We start from the raw sequence: 17,437 nt of genomic DNA, 5'->3' as shown, positions 1-17,437 counted from the left end.
GCGCCACGCAAAACGGGTCTTACTTGATGTTGGCCAGCTTCAGGCCGGCCGGCGAGCTGACCTCGATCTCGGCGCGCGAGGCGTCGCGCTGGATCTTGCCGATCACGCACACGTCCTTGCCTTCCAGCGATTCCAGCGGGAAGCCGAACTTGCCGCGGTTGCTGCCGGCGATGCGCGCGGAGAAGGTGTGGCGCGGGAAGGCGCCGCCCATGTGCAGGAAGGTCGGCTGGCCTTCGGAGCCTTCGGCGTAGCGGGCCTTCTCGACCTTGCCGCAGACCATGCCGTCCTTGCCCGCGTTGCGCGGTGCCAGTTCCGGCGGAATCATTTCGGCGGCCTGGGCCACGTTGGCGGAGGCGGATGCTGCCAGGACGGCAGCCGTGAGCAGGGGGAGCAGGGTTTTCATCGGGAGGATCTCCGGTTGGATAGAGGCGACCTGACCTTCGCGGACAGGGTCATGGATCAGCTATCGGCCGCCGGGTGCACAACTGAAGGGGGAATTTCGACCAAGGTCGTATTCATCCGCGCCCCCCGGGCCGCCGTTGGGGCTCAGGCGGCTTCCTCGACCACCTTGGCCTGGCCCAGGTCGGCGCTGTCGAGCAGGGTCTCGATGTCCAGCAGGATCAGCATGCGGTCGTCCTGGGTGCCGATACCGGAGATGAAGCGGGTATCGACGGCGGCGCCGAACTCGGGGGTGGGGCGGATCTGCTCGGCGGCCAGCGGGATCACGTCGGACACGCTGTCCACGACGATGCCGACCACGCGGTCCTCGACGTTGAGCACGATCATCACGGTGAAGGCGTCGTAGCGCGCCTCGTCCAGGCGCAGCTTCAGGCGCAGGTCGATGACCGGGACGATGGTGCCGCGCAGGTTGATCACGCCCTTGATGTAGTCCGGGGCGTCGGGAACCTTGGTGACCGAGTCGTAGCCGCGGATTTCCTGCACTTTCAGGATGTCCACGCCGTAGTGCTCGTTGCCGAGCGTGAAGCTGAGGTACTCGCCGCCGGCGCTGGCAGCGGTGCTGGTGTGCTTGTCGTTCATCGCGGTTCCTGATCCTGGCGTGGGCCCTGTGGGGCGGGGTACAGCACGGATATCGGCGGCGCGCGGCGCGACTTTAGCGGCGGGCCTACAGGTCGCCGTTCTTGCGGGCGCTGCGCTGGCGCTCGATGCGGAAGATGTAGCGCTGGATGGCGGCGTCGGCGCCGCGCGGCAGTTCGTCGAAGCGCAGCCCCACCCGCTGCTGCTCGGTGCCGTTGGGCAGGGTCTGCCGGAACATGTTGCATACCACCAGCGCCACTTGGATCGGGGCGGCATCGGGCAGCTTCAGCAGGCAGCCCGGGTAGCGTTTCTGCAGCGAGAACAGCCGCTGCTCGGGCGGCAGGGCGAGCGCGATGCCGCCGCCGCTGATGTCCAGTACCCGGAATTCGGTCGTTCGGGTGCCATCGTCGCTGACCGGTACCGTGCAGATCGGCGAGTCGGTGATCGGGGTTTCCAGCCGGTACAGCTCGCGGCGCTGCAGGTGGCACAGCTCCTCGGGGAAGGGCGCGCGGAACGCGGCATGGCCGCCGCTGGAAGCCCGGCTCAGCTTCTCCAGGCGGAAGCGCACCATCACCCGGTCGAGCTGGGCGAAGCACAGCAGGTGGCTGGCCTGTTCGGCCGCGGCGTTGGCCGACTCCTGCGGGCTGCCGTCGAGCAGCAGCCAGTCGCCATCGGGATCCAGTTCCAGCACCGCGGTCGGGAACGAGCGGTCGCGGCCGCCGAGGTGGGCGTTGATCAGCGACCGGTTGTCGATCAGGGCCTGCAGCAGCTGCCGTATCTGGCGCGGGTTGCGCACCAGGTAGCGCTCGTCCGTTTCCGCGGTTGCGGGATCGGAGGAGCTTTGCGGTGCGTTCGCGGAGCCTTCGGACATGGAGTCTTGGAAAAGTGGGCCGGACGCCATCCGCGGATCTGGCAGGCGGGTGGACAGGAACGGTATCGGCCGTCCGGCCGGGGTCTTTAGTTACGGTTCATGCGTGGTCATCCGCGCCGTCGGACGCGGACGGGCCGCCACCGGGGAAGCGGCGGCCCGCGACGACCAATGGACGTCAGAATTCCCGCCAGTCGGCCTCGCCCACCGCCATGGGCAGCGGGCGGGTGGTGCTGGCGGTTCCGGGCGACGCTGCAGCGGCCCTTGCCGTCGACCGGGTGCCGGTGCCGGGCTTCGGCGGCGCAGTCGGTACGATGGCCGCCCGCTGCGGGCCGGCTTCGACCCGGAACACGGCCACGGCCTCGGCCAGCTGGCTGGCCTGTTCCTCCATCGAACGGGCAGCGGCGGTGGCTTCCTCGACCAGTGCGGCGTTCTGCTGGGTGGCTTCGTCCATCTGGGTGACGGTCTGGTTGACCTGCTCGATGCCGGCGCTCTGTTCCTGCGACGCCGCGCTGATTTCGGCCATGATGTCGGTGACCCGCTGCACGCTGCCGACGATCTCGCCCATGGTGGTGCCGGCCTGGTGCACCAGCTGCGAGCCTTCGCTGACCTTCTCGACCGAGTCGTCGATCAGGCCCTTGATCTCCTTGGCGGCGCCAGCCGAGCGCTGGGCCAGGGTGCGCACCTCGCTGGCGACCACCGCGAAGCCGCGGCCCTGTTCGCCGGCCCGCGCGGCTTCCACCGCGGCGTTGAGCGCCAGGATGTTGGTCTGGAAGGCGATGCCGTCGATGACGCTGATGATGTCGGCGATCTTCTTCGACGAGGCCTCGATGGCGCTCATGGTGGTGACCACCTGGCCGACGACTTCGCCGCCCTGCGAGGCGACGCCATGGGCGCCGATGGCCAGCTGGTTGGCCTGGCGGGCGTGTTCGGCGTTCTGGCGCACGGTGGAGGTCAGTTCCTCCATCGAGGCGGCGGTTTCTTCCAGGTTGGCGGCCTGTTGCTCGGTGCGGCGCGACAGGTCGGTATTGCCGGTGGCGATCTCGGAGGCGGCCAGGTTGATGCTGGAAGCGGCGGCCTGGATGCGGCCGACGATGGAGGTGAGCTGGGCGACGGTGGCATTGGCGTCGTCGCGCATGCGTGCGAACACGCCGTGGAAGTCGCCGTCCATGCGTACGGTGAGGTCGCCGCGGGCGATGGCCTGCAGCAGGGCGGAGACTTCGGCCAGGTTGCCGTCGGTGGTCTCCATCAGCCGGTTGAGGCCGGCGACCATGTCGCGGAAATCGTACTGGTAGCGGTCCAGATCGCCACGCTGGCTGAAGTCGCCGGCGGCGGCGGCGCCGGCCAGGCGCTTGATCTCGGCGTTGATGGCCGAGAGGTTGGCCTTGGTGGTGTCCATGGCCTCGGTCAGTACCGCCTTCTCGCCGGGCAGGCGGTCCATGTCCTCGGAAAGGTCGCCGATGGCATAGCGCTGCATGATCTGGCACAGGCGCAGCTTGACGGCGATGTGCGAGGCGACCAGGGCGTTGGTGTCGCGCACCATGCGGCCGTAGTCGCCGGGGAAGAGGGTCTCGTCCATGCGATAGCTGATGGTGCCGGCATCGTGCTGGCGGGCCATCTCGCCCTGGGCGGCGATCACCGACTGCAGCTGGCGCTGCATCGTGTCCATGCTTTCCAGCAGCTGGCCGGCCTCGTCGCGGCCATGCACGGCGATGGCGTTGTCCAGCTTGCCGGCGGCGATGTGGCGTGCGACCGCGGCGGCGCGCGCCAGCGGCCTGCCGACCATGCGGCGCGAGGCGACGAAGACCAGCGTCGCCAGCAGCGCGATGGCGGCTGCCGACAGCATCAGCATCACGCCCATCATTCCCCTCAGCGTGGCGGTCAGCTGGGTGCGCGGTTCCACGCCCACCAGCGTCCACTTCCAGGGAGCGAACCGTTCCACGGTCACGGTGGCGGGAACGGCCGCTTCGCCGCTCTTGCCGGCGAGCGCGAGCACCGCCACGCCGTTGCCGCCGTCGACCAGGGCCCGGAACGCCGCCCGGTCGCGCTCGGCCACCAGCGCATCGGCCTTCCCGCCCTCGCTGGACGGGTGCACGACCAGGTCGCCCTTGCCGTCGCCATCGCTGTCGTCGACCACGAAGAAGTAGCCGCCGGCACCGATCTCCAGCTGCCGCATGCGCTCCTTGAGCGCGGCCAGTCCGTCGCCGTAGTTCACGCCGACGAACAGGATGCCGATGGCGTTGCCGTCGCTGTCCAGCAGCGGCCGGTAATGGGTCATGTAGTCGCGGCCGAACAGCCGGGCGCGGCCGGTATAGGCCTGGCCGCTGCTGACCAGCGGATAGGCGGGGTGGGCATGGTCCAGCGCGGTGCCGATGACCCGCTCGCCGGCGTCGTTGGTCAGCGAGGTGGAGATGCGCACGAAGTCGTCGCCGGTGCGCGAGAACACCGTGGCCACGGCGGAAGTGCCTTCGGTGAAACGGTCGACGACGGCATGGTCGCTGGGCAGCCGCTTGCCGCCGAAGCTCAGGTCGGGAACCGAGTAGTCGCCGCGCTGCAGGAGGTGGTGCGGGTCCTGGGTCGCCGGGCCGGGCGGCAGCATCGCCGCGAGCCCGCCGGCCAGGCGCTCGGTGTCCTCGGTCAGGGCACGGTCGTAGAGCGCGATCGTGTCCTGCATGACGTGGGTGGCGGTGGCCAGGCCCTGGCGGCTCTTGGTCTCGTAGGCGCTGGCCGACTGGCGGTATACCAGCCAGGTCAACAGCAGCAGCACGAAGGCGACCGCGACGGTCACCAGCAGGGCAAGACGCGCCCCGATGGAAAGATTCGAAAGATTTTTCATGGGGCTCCTGAAGCTCGTTTTCCGCGGGTTGCCGTGCCTCGCGTTGCATGGCCGGCGTCATGCCGGCGGACAGGTGCCCGCATCGCCCGATCCATTCCGGCGCCCGGCGGTACCTGCGGGCGGCCCATGAATTGATCCGGATCAATGCGGAAACCAGTGACTTGTGGCTGGTATCGGCGAAGTTGCGAAAATGTTTAGCGCCCGCCCATCCGGACACCCGTCCGGTTTAGCCGCCATTGCGGCTGTCGGAACGGCGGAAAGCAAAAGGCCCCGGCAGCGATGCCGGGGCCTTTGCGGGGCGAGGAACGGGGAGCGGGCCGTCAGAACTCCTGCCAGTCGGCGCTTTCGGCCACCGTCTGGACGGCAGGCCTGGGGGCCGCGGGCTTGGCGCGGGCGGGCCGGGATGCGGCGATCGCGGCCTGGACCCTGGCGGGAATCGACGGGTCGATGCGGAAGGTGGCCACGGTCTCGGCCAGCTGGCTGGCCTGTTCCTCCATCGAACGGGCGGCGGCGGTGGCTTCCTCGACCAGCGCGGCGTTCTGCTGGGTGGTCTCGTCCATCTGGGTGATGGTCTGGTTGACCTGCTCGATGCCGGCGCTCTGCTCCTGCGACGCCGCGCTGATTTCGGCCATGATGTCGGTGACCCGCTGCACCGAGGACACGATCTCGCCCATGGTGGTGCCGGCCTGGTGCACCAGCTGCGAGCCTTCGCTGACCTTCTCGACCGAGTCGTCGATCAGGCCCTTGATCTCCTTGGCGGCGCCGGCCGAGCGCTGGGCCAGGGTGCGCACCTCGCTGGCGACCACGGCGAAGCCGCGGCCCTGCTCGCCGGCACGCGCGGCTTCCACCGCGGCATTCAAGGCCAGGATGTTGGTCTGGAAGGCGATGCCGTCGATGACGCTGATGATGTCGGCGATCTTCTTCGACGAGGCCTCGATGGCGCTCATGGTGGTGACCACCTGGCCGACGACTTCGCCGCCCTGCGAGGCGACGCCATGGGCGCCGATGGCCAGCTGGTTGGCCTGGCGGGCGTGTTCGGCGTTCTGGCGCACGGTGGAGGTCAGTTCCTCCATCGAGGCGGCGGTCTCTTCCAGGTTGGCGGCCTGCTGCTCGGTGCGGCGCGACAGGTCGGCGTTGCCCGCGGCGATTTCTCCGGCGGCGGCGTTGATGGCGCCGGAGGCATTCTGGATGCGCGAGACGATGTCGGTGAGCTGGGCGACGGTGGCGTTGGCGTCGTCGCGCATCTGCGCGAACACCCCCTGGAAGTCGCCGTCCATGCGCACGGTCAGGTCGCCGCGCGACAGCGAGGTCAGCAACGACGACACCTGGCCGATGCTGCCGGCGATGGTGGCCAGCAGTCCGTTGAGCTGCTCGGAAAGCCCCAGCAGGAAGCCCTGCTTGCCGGCGGTGGCGATGCGGCCGCTCAGGTCGCCGGCGGCGGCGGCCCGGACGATGCGGGTGAACTCCTGCTCGACCTGCACCTCGATCGTGCGATCGGCCCATTCCACCACGAACCCGCGGTGGTTGCCGTCGCCATCGACCACCGGGTTGATGATCAGCTGCATGGTATGGCCGCCGACGTGGATCTGGGTGCTGTGGGTGCCGCGCAGCTCGGCCAGCATCCGCGACTGGTGCTCGGGACAGCGGTGGAAGATGTCGATGTTGCTGCCGACCACGCGGCTCACGTCGAAGGCCGGCAGGTCGCGGCGGATGTCGGACTCGACCTCGGCCAGCATCTTCAGCAGCGGACGGTTGGCGTAGACGATGTTGCGGTCGGCGTCGGCGATCATGACGTTGGTGGTGACGTCGTCCAGCGCGGTGCGGATGCGCAGGTTCTCGGCGGCCAGCGCCTGGTCGCGTTCGGTGCGTTCCCTGAGATGGACGATCATGTCGCCGATGGCGGCGTACATCTGGCCGATCTCGTCGCGCGAGCTGTGGTCCACGCGCACCGACAGGTCGCCATGCGAAACGGCCTGGATGGCGCGCAGCGCGCCGGACAGCGGGCGCAGGATGGAGCGTGCGATGAGCCAGCACGGCAGCAGCGCCGACAGCAGCACCAGCACGCCGGCGATGATCAGCACGCGGCCGAAGCTCCAGGCACGCGCGGCGATGTCGTCGGTGTACTCGCCGCTGCCGACGATCCAGCCCCAGCGCTTGTGCAGGCCGACGTAGGAGATCTTCTGCACCGCGCCTTCGACTCCGGGCTTGGGCCAGGTGTAGTCGAGGAAGCCGCCGCCGTGGGCACGGCCGAGCGCGACCATCTCGATGAAGATCTTCTTGCCGTCGGCGCTGGTGGCATCGCTGAGGTCCTGGCCGTTCAGCGCGGTCTGGTGCGGGTGCATCAGCATGGTGGGATGTTCGTCGTTGACCCACAGGTAGTCGGTGCCATTGGCGCTGCGCAGCGATTCGATGGCGGCCAGCGCCTGCTGCCGCGCTTCCTCTTCGGGCAGTTCGCCGGCTTCGGCGAGGTCGGCATAGCGGTCGGCCATCGCCAGGGCCGCCTCCACCCGGGTCTGCAGGGCCTTGCGTTCGTTCTGGATCAGTTCGCTGTGGTTGCGCTTGGCGGTGACCACGCACAGGGTCACGATGCCGATGGCCAGGATGGCGAGCATCAGCATGAATTTCCGTTGCAATGGCAGGTCACTGAAGACGCGGAATGGCGAAGTGGCGTTCATCTGGCTGTTTCCGGTTCAGGCGGGTGCGGGACCGCAGCCGTGTTCGTGCCGCACGGGTCACGAAATGTCTTGCTGCAACGCTTTATCGGCAGATCCAGCGGAGTCTCCAGTGCCGTGGCCGATGGCGATGCGGAAAAGTGATTCGCGTCATGCAATCATTTCCGTGAATACGAACGTGGCCGCGGATGCGCCGGATGCGCCGGATGCGCGGTCGAGGCCACGTCCGCGCGATTGGGCATGGCCTGAAGCACGACCCCCGCGCGAGGCGGGGGTTTCCGGGGCAGGGCGCGCAGTGGCGATTGGCGGGATCAGAATTCCTGCCAGTCGCCATCCCCGCTCAACGCCGGCTCGGCACGGCGGCGGACCGCGACCGGCGGCCGCGGGGCATGTGCCGCAACCGGCGTCGCCACCGTTGCGGCTACCACGGGCGCCGGCTTGCCGGTCGGCTGCGGGCCGGCTTCGATCCGGAACACGGCCACGGCCTCGGCCAGCTGGCTGGCCTGTTCCTCCATCGAACGGGCAGCGGCGGTGGCTTCCTCGACCAGTGCGGCGTTCTGCTGGGTGGCTTCGTCCATCTGGGTGACGGTCTGGTTGACCTGCTCGATGCCGGCGCTCTGTTCCTGCGACGCCGCGCTGATTTCGGCCATGATGTCGGTGACCCGCTGCACGCTGCCGACGATCTCGCCCATGGTGGTGCCGGCCTGGTGCACCAGCTGCGAGCCTTCGCTGACCTTCTCGACCGAGTCGTCGATCAGGCCCTTGATCTCCTTGGCGGCGCCGGCCGAGCGCTGGGCCAGGGTGCGCACCTCGCTGGCGACCACGGCGAAGCCGCGGCCCTGCTCGCCGGCCCGCGCCGCTTCCACCGCGGCGTTGAGCGCCAGGATGTTGGTCTGGAAGGCGATGCCGTCGATGACGCTGATGATGTCGGCGATCTTCTTCGACGAGGCCTCGATGGCGCTCATGGTGGTGACCACCTGGCCGACGACTTCGCCGCCCTGCGAGGCGACGCCATGGGCGCCGATGGCCAGCTGGTTGGCCTGGCGGGCGTGCTCGGCGTTCTGGCGCACGGTGGAGGTCAGTTCCTCCATCGAGGCGGCGGTCTCTTCCAGGTTGGCGGCCTGCTGCTCGGTGCGGCGCGACAGGTCGGTATTGCCGGTGGCGATCTCGGAGGCGGCCAGGTTGATGCTGGAAGCGGCGGCCTGGATGCGGCCGACGATGGAGGTGAGCTGGGCGACGGTGGCATTGGCGTCGTCGCGCATGCGTGCGAACACGCCGTGGAAGTCGCCGTCCATGCGTACGGTGAGGTCGCCGCGGGCGATGGCCTGCAGCAGGGCGGAGACTTCGGCCAGGTTGCCGTCGGTGGTCTCCATCAGCCGGTTGAGGCCGGCGACCATGTCGCGGAAATCGTACTGGTAGCGGTCCAGATCGCCACGCTGGCTGAAGTCGCCGGCGGCGGCGGCGCCGGCCAGGCGCTTGATCTCGGCATTGATGGCCGAGAGGTTGGCCTTGGTGGCGTCCATGGTTTCGGTGAGGCTGGCCTTCTCGCCGGGCAGGCGTTCCATGTCCGGGCTGAGGTCGCCGATGGAGTAGCGCTGCATGATGTGCTGGGCGCTGCCGATGGCCGCCAGGTGCGAGGCGACCAGGGCATTGGTGTCGCGCACCATGCGACCGTAGTCGCCGGGGAACGCGGCATCGTCCATGCGGTAGCTGATGGCACCGGCGTCGTGCTGGCGGGCCATCTCGCCCTGGGCGGCGATCACCGAGCGCAGCTGCGCCTGCATGCGCTGCATGGCGCTGAGCAGGGTGCCCAGTTCGTCGTCGCGCTCGTGCCGGATGGTGTTGTCCAGGCGCCCGGCGGCGATGGCGTCGGAAACCTTCACCGCTTCGGTGAGCGGCTTGAACACCAGCTTGCGCAGCAGCAGGAACAGCGCCAGGCACAGCACCGACGCCGCCACCAGGCCGACCAGGATGATCGTCCACAGCAACGCATGGGCCTGCTGCATGAGCAGTTCGCGGGGAACGACCACTCCCAGTGCGAATGCCTGTTCGGCGTTGCCGATCTTCAGCGGGGCATAGGTTGCGATCACGTCCTCGCCCAGTTCGTCGCTGTGCGATTCGGAGAGCACGAGCTTGCCCTGGGCCACGTCCGCCAGCATCGAGCGGGTGGCCGCATCGTCCAGCTGGCTGCCGACCCTGGCCGGGTCGCGGTCGGCGATGATCATGCCGCCGGGCGAGAGCAGGCGCACATAGCCGCGCTGCATCGGTTTCAGCTGGCCGAGCCGCTGCTGCAGCGACTCCAGTGCGAAATCGACGGTCAGCACGCCCAGGTATTCGCCGTTTTCCAGGATCGGCGTGGCCAGCGTGGTCATCAGCACGTCGCGGTCGCCGATCTGGTAGGTATAGGGCTCGACCACGATCGGCTTCTTCAGCTGCCGCGGCAGCAGGTACCAGTCGCCGTCGCCGGGAACTTCATAGCCGCGCAGCGGCTCCTGGATCGTGGATTCGCCCTGCCACGCCCAGTAGCTCATGAAGCGACCGGTCTCGTCGTGGCCCTCGGCGTCGATGTGGGCGTGGTCATTGCCGTCGAACGCCTGCGGTTCCCACAGCGTGCCCATGCCGACCCATTCGGGGTGACTTTCCAGCTGCTGCCGAACGACGCCGCTTGCGGCCTGGCGGCTCAGCGCACCCTGCCGGCGCTGGCTCAGGAAGCTGCTGGCGAGGGCGTCGTTGGATTCGAAGCCGCGCGCCAGTTCGGCGGCGATGCGCTGGGCTTCCAGGTTCGCCAGGTTTTCCAGGCTGGTGCGCGAGGTGGACAGCAGTGCGTCGCTGCTGCGCAAATAGCTGATGAATGCGGTCAGGCCGAAGGAGAGCACGGCGACCAGTGCCGTACCGAGCATCAAGCGGCTGGCGATGCTGTTCGAGAACAGGCGGCGATGGAAAGCAGTCATGGGAACTACCTGGCTGGGGGTGGGGCATCCATGCAATGGCGCGGCACTCGATTACGGCATCGGCGACGGGCGGGATTGCTTTAGTGCGTTGCGACGAACGGTGGCGGGATGGGGCCGGGCGCGGCTCCGGGGAAACGACGCCCCTGCAAGTACGGGGGCGCCGGCATGCATCAGAACTCCTGCCAGTCCGAATCGCCCACCGCCACAAGGGCCGGGCGGACGATGGCGGCTGCCTTGGGCGGCGCTGCCACCACCGCTGCCGGCCTGGCGGCAACGGGCTTGGCCACCGGCTTCGACATGGATGGCGCCTGCCCGGCGAGCCGGAAGATCGCCACGGCCTCGGCCAGCTGGCTGGCCTGTTCCTCCATCGAACGGGCAGCGGCGGTGGCTTCTTCGACCAGCGCGGCGTTCTGCTGGGTGGCTTCGTCCATCTGGGTGACGGTCTGGTTGACCTGCTCGATGCCGGCGCTCTGTTCCTGCGACGCCGCGCTGATTTCGGCCATGATGTCGGTGACCCGCTGCACGCTGCCGACGATCTCGCCCATGGTGGTGCCGGCCTGGTGCACCAGCTGCGAGCCTTCGCTGACCTTCTCGACCGAGTCGTCGATCAGGCCCTTGATCTCCTTGGCGGCGCCGGCCGAGCGCTGGGCCAGGGTGCGCACTTCCGAGGCGACCACGGCGAAGCCGCGGCCCTGCTCGCCGGCACGGGCGGCTTCCACCGCGGCGTTGAGCGCCAGGATGTTGGTCTGGAAGGCGATGCCGTCGATGACGCTGATGATGTCGGCGATCTTCTTCGACGAGGCCTCGATGGCGCTCATGGTGGTGACCACCTGGCCGACGACTTCGCCGCCCTGCGAGGCGACGCCATGCGCACCGATGGCCAGCTGGTTGGCCTGGCGGGCGTGCTCGGCGTTCTGGCGCACGGTGGAGGTCAGTTCCTCCATCGAGGCGGCGGTCTCTTCCAGGTTGGCGGCCTGCTGCTCGGTGCGGCGCGACAGGTCGGTATTGCCGGTGGCGATCTCGGAGGCGGCCAGGTTGATGCTGGAGGCGGCGGCCTGGATGCGGCCGACGATGGAGGTGAGCTGGGCGACGGTGGCATTGGCGTCGTCGCGCATGCGTGCGAACACGCCGTGGAAGTCGCCGTCCATGCGCACGGTGAGGTCGCCGCGGGCGATGGCCTGCAGCAGGGCGGAGACTTCGGCCAGGTTGCCGTCGGTGGTCTCCATCAACCGGTTGAGGCCGGCGACCATGTCGCGGAAGTCGTACTCGAAGCGGGCCTCGTCGCCGCGCTGGCTGAAGTCGCCGGCCGCGGCGGCGCTGCTGAGGCGCCGGATTTCCTGGTTGATCGCACCCAGGTTGCGCTTGATCGCCGCCATGGTCTCGGTGATCTCGGCCTTCTCGCCGGGCAGCTGCTCCATGTCGCGGCTCAGGTCGCCGATGGCATAGCGCTGGGCCAGGTCGATGACCTGCATCTTCACTTCGATATGGTTGGCCACCAGGCGGTTGGTCTCGGCGACCATCACGCCGTAGTCGCCGGGGAACGCGGCATCGTCCATGCGGTAGCTGATGATGCCGGCGTCGTGCTGGCGTCCCATCTCGCGCTGGGCGGCGATCACCGACTGCAGCTGCGCCTGCATGCGCTGCATCGACGACAGCAGCTTGCCGGTTTCGTCCTGGCGGGAGGCATCGATGCGGCGGTCGAGCTTGCCGGCGGAGACGTCGTCGGCCACGCGTACCGCCTCGCCCAGCGGACGCATGATCGAGCGGGTGATGGTCCAGCCCAGCAGGCCGGCCAGCGCCAGCGACAGCAGCAATCCTCCGACCACCGTGGCGACCGAGCGCCGGTAGACACGCTTGGAATCGGCGACGTCCTTGGCCAGCTGGTCGGCGTTGTACTGCGACAGCTGCTTGAGCTGCTCGAACAGTTCGCGGCGCAGCTGGCGGGAATCGGTGCTGGAAATGGTGCGGGCGGTCTCGAAGTCGTCGACGGCGATGGACCCGGCGATGCGGTCGTGCGCCTCGAAGTACGCCGTGCGCAGGTCCTTGACCTTGTCGTACAGCGCCTGTTCTTCGGGGGTGTAGTCGCTTTCGATGTCGTCGTAGGCCTTCTCGGAAGCCTCCACCAGCGCGCGGGTGGAAGCCAGCCGCTTGTCGTAGTCGGCCAGTTCCTCGGCATTCCCCTGGAAGTTCAGCTGCGCCTGCTCATAGGCGCGGAACTCGCCCAGCTGCACGCGCATCTCGCCCAGGTGCTGGACCGCGGGCATCCAGTTCTCGTTGACCTGGTCCATCTGCGTGTCGGACAGGGCCATGCGCCACAACGAGAAGAAGCCCAGCAACAGCGTCAGCAGGCTGGTGATGGCGAACGCCAGCAGCAGCTTGCGGGAGATGGACAGGTTCTGGAACCACTTCATCGGATGGATCTCCGTAGGCATATGTTGGGCAACACACCGGCCGGCCGCGCCGGAGCCGGGCCGCGGGGCAGGGGAGGAACGGGTTGCGTGGGGAGCTGCCGGCAGATGGACAACCGGGGCACATATGCAATAGCGGCACCGCAGGGCGGTTCTTGACAGCTGTGCGAGCGATGTGCTCGGGCGGGAGCGGCGCAGGCTTCGGGTTGACGGCAGGACCTTCGCCGTCGTCCACACACAGGGATCCGTTGGCCTGGGAGGCCGCTTGCCGGCAGCGGCGCGGTCCCCGCCCCGCACAGGCCGGAGAAGCTTCACAACAGCGCAAAGCGCGGGTCACTCCGCGACTTTCGTCCGGAGGAGGGCGCGGCACCGGTTCCCGGCCCGCGCGGACGGTGGGCCTTCCGGCCGCCTTCAGAAATGCAGTTGCGCGCGCAGCTGCACCGTTTCGGGACGCACGTGCACGGTGCCGCGACGGGCATCGGCCTTGATGTAGTTGGCCTGGAACTTGAGGTGCGGGCCGAGGTACCAGTTGGCGCCGAGGGTCCAGTTGCGCTCGCGGCCGCCGGCGATGCCGTCGCTGTCCAGGTCGAGATCGCTGTAGCGGGCCAGCAGCTCCACCGCACCGTACCTGCCGGAAGGCTTGGGGTTGGCGACATTGCCGCCGGAATAGCTGCGCGATTCGCCGGTGGGCAGCCAGCTGGCGAACAGGTACCAGCCGTCGCTGCCGTAGTCCGGGAGACCGTGGCCGCGGCGGGTGTTCTGGCGCAGGTACTCGCCCTGCAGCGACCACGGGCCCTGGATCCACAGCGCCTCCAGGCCCTGGCGATCGATGAGGTCGATGTCCGTCAGCGTGCCCGAGTCGACCAGCCGCACCGCGGTCAGCGAGGCCTCCGGCTTGGCCCGCCAGCGCACGCTCGGCGGCACCTCTACGCCCAGGCCGTTGGTCTCCGGATCGGGCCGTTCGCGGGTGGCGGACATGCCCAGGTGCAGGACCCGGTCGGCGGCCTTCCACGGCGTCCATGCCGCGCGCGCGGCCATGCTGTTGCCGGGGTTGTTGCCCTGCAGGTCGTCGAAATAGTAGCCGGCGTTGAGCAGCCATGCGGGGCGTTCCAGCGCCCAGTCCAGGCCGATGCGACGGCCCTGGTAGAACGCCTGGGTCGGCAGGGCGTTCTCCATGAAGGCGCCGTTGCGGGTGGCGGTGTTGCCCTCGAAGCCCAGCGGCAGCTTCATCTGGCCGATGCGCAGCTTGCCCAGGTCGCGCCCGGTCAGCGCCTTGCTTTCCAGTCGCAGCGCCGCATCCATCCAGGTCTTGCCATGGAAGTCGTAGGCGACCGTGAGGTCGTATACGCCCTTGCGCTTGAGCACGATGCCGAATTCCCGGCGACGCCAGTCCTGGTCGTCTTCCAGGGCGGTGCCATCGTCGTCGAAGCGGTTGACGTCCCAGGCCAGGTTGCCGCCGAGCGACAGTTCGCTGCCGTCGGCGAAGGTCAGCCGCGGCGGCCAAGGGTTGCCCTGAACGCCTTGCGCGCCAGCGGCGGCAGGAAGGGCCAGGGTGGCCAGGGCGAGCAATGAGGCGGGTTTCATGCGGATTCCTGCGGGCGGGCCGGGCGAAGCCTGGCCGCCCGCACCGTCGCGGGACAACGTGGCGGAACGGCTCCCGGCGGGGATGGGGGGTCAGGCGGCCTGGGGAACGCGCAGCGAGCGCACCAGGCCGCCGATGTCCACGATCAGCGCGACGCGGCCGTCGCCCAGGATGGTGGCGCCGGAGACGCCGCTGATGCGGCGGTAGTTGTTCTCGATGTTCTTGACCACCACCTGCTGCTGGCCGAGCAGTTCGTCCACTTCCAGCGCGATCTTCTGGCCGTCGCCCTCGACCACCACCACCAGCGGCTCGGCATTGCCGCCGCCGTCGTCGTAGCCGTAGCACTCGCGCAGCGACAGGATCGGCAGGTATTCGCCGCGCACCCGCAGCACGCGGCCTTCGCCGGCCATGGTGCGCACGTCCTCGTCCTTGGGCTGCAGCGCTTCGAGCACGTAGGCCAGCGGCAGGATCAGGGTTTCGCCGCCGACCGCGACGGTCATGCCGTCGAGGATGGCCAGCGTCAGCGGCAGCCGGATCAGCACGCGGGTACCGCGGCCGGTCTCGCTTTCCAGCTGCACTTCGCCGCCCAGCGCCTGGATGTTGCGACGGACCACGTCCATGCCCACGCCACGGCCGGACAGGTCGGTGACCGCATCGGCGGTGGAGAAGCCCGGCTGGAAGATCAGGTCCCAGACCTGCGCGTCGGTCGGGTTGTCCGGCACGGCCAGGCCGCGTTCTTGCGCCTTGGCCAGGATCTTGTCGCGGTTCAGGCCGCGGCCGTCGTCGCTGACCTCGATGACGATGTGTCCGCCCTGGTGCGAGGCCGCCAGGGTGATGGTGCCGGCCTCGTCCTTGCCGGCCTGGCGCCGCACGTCGGGCATTTCCAGGCCGTGGTCGATGGAGTTGCGGACCAGGTGCACCAGCGGGTCGGCGATCTTCTCGATCAGGCCCTTGTCCAGCTCGGTGCCTTCGCCGATGGTGCGCAGGCGTACCTGCTTGCCCAGTCGGGTGGAGAGGTCGCGCACCAGCCGCGGGAAGCGGCGGAACACCGCATCCACCGGCAGCATGCGCACGCCGATCACCGCTTCCTGCAGGTCGCGGGTGTTGCGCTCGAGCAGGTCCAGTCCGGCGAACAGGCGTTCGGCGTGGACCGGGTCCAGCGCGCCGGACACCTGCTTGAGCATGGCCTGGGTGATGACCAGCTCGCCGACCAGGTTGATCAGCGCATCCACCTTGTCGACGCTGACGCGGATCGAGCTCTCGGCTTCCTGGCCGCCGCCGGCAGCCGGTGCGTTCGCGGCGGCTGCGGCCGCGCGCGGCGCTTCGGCCACGGGGGCCGGCGCGACGGTCGCCAGGCTGGGCGGCGCGGCCGGACGGATGTCCAGCTCGCAATCGTCCACCACCCAGGCGAAGGTGTCCTCGATCTTGCTGCGCGGCACCTTGCCGATCAGGCCCAGGTCCCACGCCATGTAGGCTTCGAGCGGATCCAGGTGGGCGAAGCCGGGCAGCCGCTCCAGGCGGGCGGCGACCTGCAGCGAGCCCAGGCTCTCCAGCTCGCGGATGATGCGCAGCGGGTCGTTGCCGCTCATGAACAGCGACGGCGCCGGCACGAAGCCGATCTGCCAGCCGTCCGGGGTTTCGTCGCCCTTGGCCTCGGCAGCGCCGGCCGCCTGGGCGGCCTCGCCGGAGAGCACGGCCTGCAGCCGCACGGTGACCGCGCGGACCGCTTCCGGATCGGCCGGCTGGCCGTGTTCGGCTTCGCGCAGCAGCGCCCGCAGCACGTCCACCGAGGCCAGCATCGCGTCCACCGCAGCGCTTTCCAGCGCCCGCTTGCCGGCACGCAGTTCGTCGAGCAGCGTTTCCAGCACGTGGGTCAGGCTGGCGATGGCATCGAAGCCGAAGGTGCCGGCGCCGCCCTTGATCGAGTGCGCGGCGCGGAACACCGAGTTGATGGTCTCCGCATCGTGCTGGCCGTCCTCCATCGCCAGCAGGCCGGCCTCCATCGCGTCCAGCCCTTCGCGGCTTTCCTCGAAGAAGGTGGCGTGGAAACGTTGAAGGTCCATGCTCATGGGCGCGGTATCCGGTCTGTGGTTGCGGCGGGGAGGGGATCAGCCCAGGACTTTCTGGACGGTGGCGACCAGCTGTTCGGGATTGAACGGCTTGACCAGCCAGCCGGTGGCACCGGCGGCCTTGCCTTCGGACTTCTTGTCGGCGGCCGACTCGGTGGTCAGCATCAGCATCGGCGTGAACTTGTAGTCCGGCAGCTGGCGCAGCTCGCGGATCAGCGAGATGCCGTCCATGTTCGGCATGTTGACGTCGGTCACCACGGCATTGAACTTCGCGCCCTTGGCGCGGCCGAGCGCGACGGCGCCGTCTTCGGCTTCTTCGACGGCAAAACCGGCCGAGGTGAGGGCGAAAGAGACCATCTGGCGCATCGACGCCGAATCGTCCACCACCAAGATACGTGCGCTCATGCAGCGTTCTCCACAGATTTCAGGTTGTCGGGGGTTGCTTCCAGGCCCAGGGCCTGGGTGACGCCGAGCAGGCGCGCGGCGTCGCGGAAGGTATCGGTGCAGCCATCGAAGCCGGTGTCGTGCCCGGCCTTGCGGCGGGCGTCGACGAAGGCGCAGAGCACCTGTACCGCAGCGGTGTGGATGCGGCCGACCTGGCTGGCGTCGACGCGCAGCGCGCCGGCGTGTTCCAGGTAGGGCGCCAGTTGTTGCTTCAGCTCGGTGCTGGTCTCGATGCCGAGATCCTGACCCAGTGCCACAGTGCTCATCATTGCTCCGGACGAACGGTTCCGACAGTCATAACGGCCGCACCGGGGGAAGCTTTAGGGCGATGTGAACGCCGGGCTTCGGGAGCGGGGCCGGCATGGCTGGGGGCTGATTGCCGGGAAGGCCGGCGTTCCCCGCCCATCGACGCCCGCGGCCGGGCCCGGCCGACGAGCCGGTGCATCCGCAGACCCGGGCAGCGGCCCGGCCGGCGCGGCATTCGCGGCGGGGCCGGTAGGCCGCGCCGGCGGTTCGACATCGGCGTCCGGATCCGGACCCATTGCCGCCGGGAGGCGACTCCGTTCGCGCTG

General features: G+C 69.0%; 11 protein-coding genes. All 11 read right to left on the bottom strand.

Annotation, left to right across the window (positions count from 1 at the left end):
* Window positions 1-19: 19 nt before the first annotated feature.
* A complete protein-coding gene (locus OK345_RS09105) occupies window positions 20-403 on the bottom strand; it encodes a hypothetical protein (protein WP_265127651.1) in 384 nt (127 codons plus the stop codon).
* Window positions 404-546: 143 nt separating this feature from the next.
* Entirely contained in the window at window positions 547-1,038 is a 492-nt protein-coding gene (locus OK345_RS09100) for a chemotaxis protein CheW (protein ID WP_265127650.1), read from the bottom strand.
* An 85-nt stretch (window positions 1,039-1,123) separates the two neighbouring features.
* Window positions 1,124-1,906: a flagellar brake protein gene (locus tag OK345_RS09095; RefSeq protein WP_265127649.1), complete on the bottom strand. Its 783-nt coding sequence runs from the start codon at window positions 1,904-1,906 to the stop codon at window positions 1,124-1,126.
* A gap of 175 nt (window positions 1,907-2,081) precedes the next feature.
* A complete protein-coding gene (locus OK345_RS09090; protein ID WP_265127648.1) occupies window positions 2,082-4,739 on the bottom strand; it encodes a Cache 3/Cache 2 fusion domain-containing protein in 2,658 nt (885 codons plus the stop codon).
* Window positions 4,740-5,059: 320 nt separating this feature from the next.
* A complete protein-coding gene (locus OK345_RS09085; protein WP_265127647.1) occupies window positions 5,060-7,357 on the bottom strand; it encodes a methyl-accepting chemotaxis protein in 2,298 nt (765 codons plus the stop codon).
* Between the two features lie 365 nt (window positions 7,358-7,722).
* Complete coding sequence (locus tag OK345_RS09080) at window positions 7,723-10,362, bottom strand: methyl-accepting chemotaxis protein (RefSeq protein WP_265127646.1); 2,640 nt, start codon at window positions 10,360-10,362, stop codon at window positions 7,723-7,725.
* 170 nt (window positions 10,363-10,532) lie between these two features.
* A complete protein-coding gene (locus OK345_RS09075) occupies window positions 10,533-12,773 on the bottom strand; it encodes a methyl-accepting chemotaxis protein (protein ID WP_265127645.1) in 2,241 nt (746 codons plus the stop codon).
* A gap of 408 nt (window positions 12,774-13,181) precedes the next feature.
* Window positions 13,182-14,354 carry an OprO/OprP family phosphate-selective porin gene (locus OK345_RS09070; RefSeq protein ID WP_265127644.1) on the bottom strand — a complete coding sequence of 391 codons (1,173 nt, stop codon included), beginning with the start codon at window positions 14,352-14,354 and terminating at the stop codon, window positions 13,182-13,184.
* Between the two features lie 90 nt (window positions 14,355-14,444).
* Window positions 14,445-16,421 carry a chemotaxis protein CheA gene (locus OK345_RS09065; protein WP_265127643.1) on the bottom strand — a complete coding sequence of 659 codons (1,977 nt, stop codon included), beginning with the start codon at window positions 16,419-16,421 and terminating at the stop codon, window positions 14,445-14,447.
* A gap of 39 nt (window positions 16,422-16,460) precedes the next feature.
* On the bottom strand, window positions 16,461-16,826 hold the full coding sequence (locus OK345_RS09060) for a response regulator (protein ID WP_265127642.1): 366 nt from the start codon (window positions 16,824-16,826) through the stop codon (window positions 16,461-16,463).
* The gene (locus OK345_RS09055) at window positions 16,823-17,131 is read right to left on the bottom strand and encodes an STAS domain-containing protein (protein WP_265127641.1); all 309 of its coding nucleotides are present in this window, start codon (window positions 17,129-17,131) and stop codon (window positions 16,823-16,825) included. The genes OK345_RS09060 and OK345_RS09055 overlap by 4 nt, the downstream gene beginning before the upstream one ends.
* Window positions 17,132-17,437: the final 306 nt, after the last annotated feature.

Origin of the sequence: Xanthomonas chitinilytica (assembly GCF_026107455.2) — a bacterium.
Taxonomy (GTDB): Bacteria; Pseudomonadota; Gammaproteobacteria; order Xanthomonadales; family Xanthomonadaceae; genus Stenotrophomonas; species Stenotrophomonas chitinilytica.
Note: the sequence above shows the minus strand (reverse complement) of the source record. Positions and strands in the feature narration are given on the sequence as shown.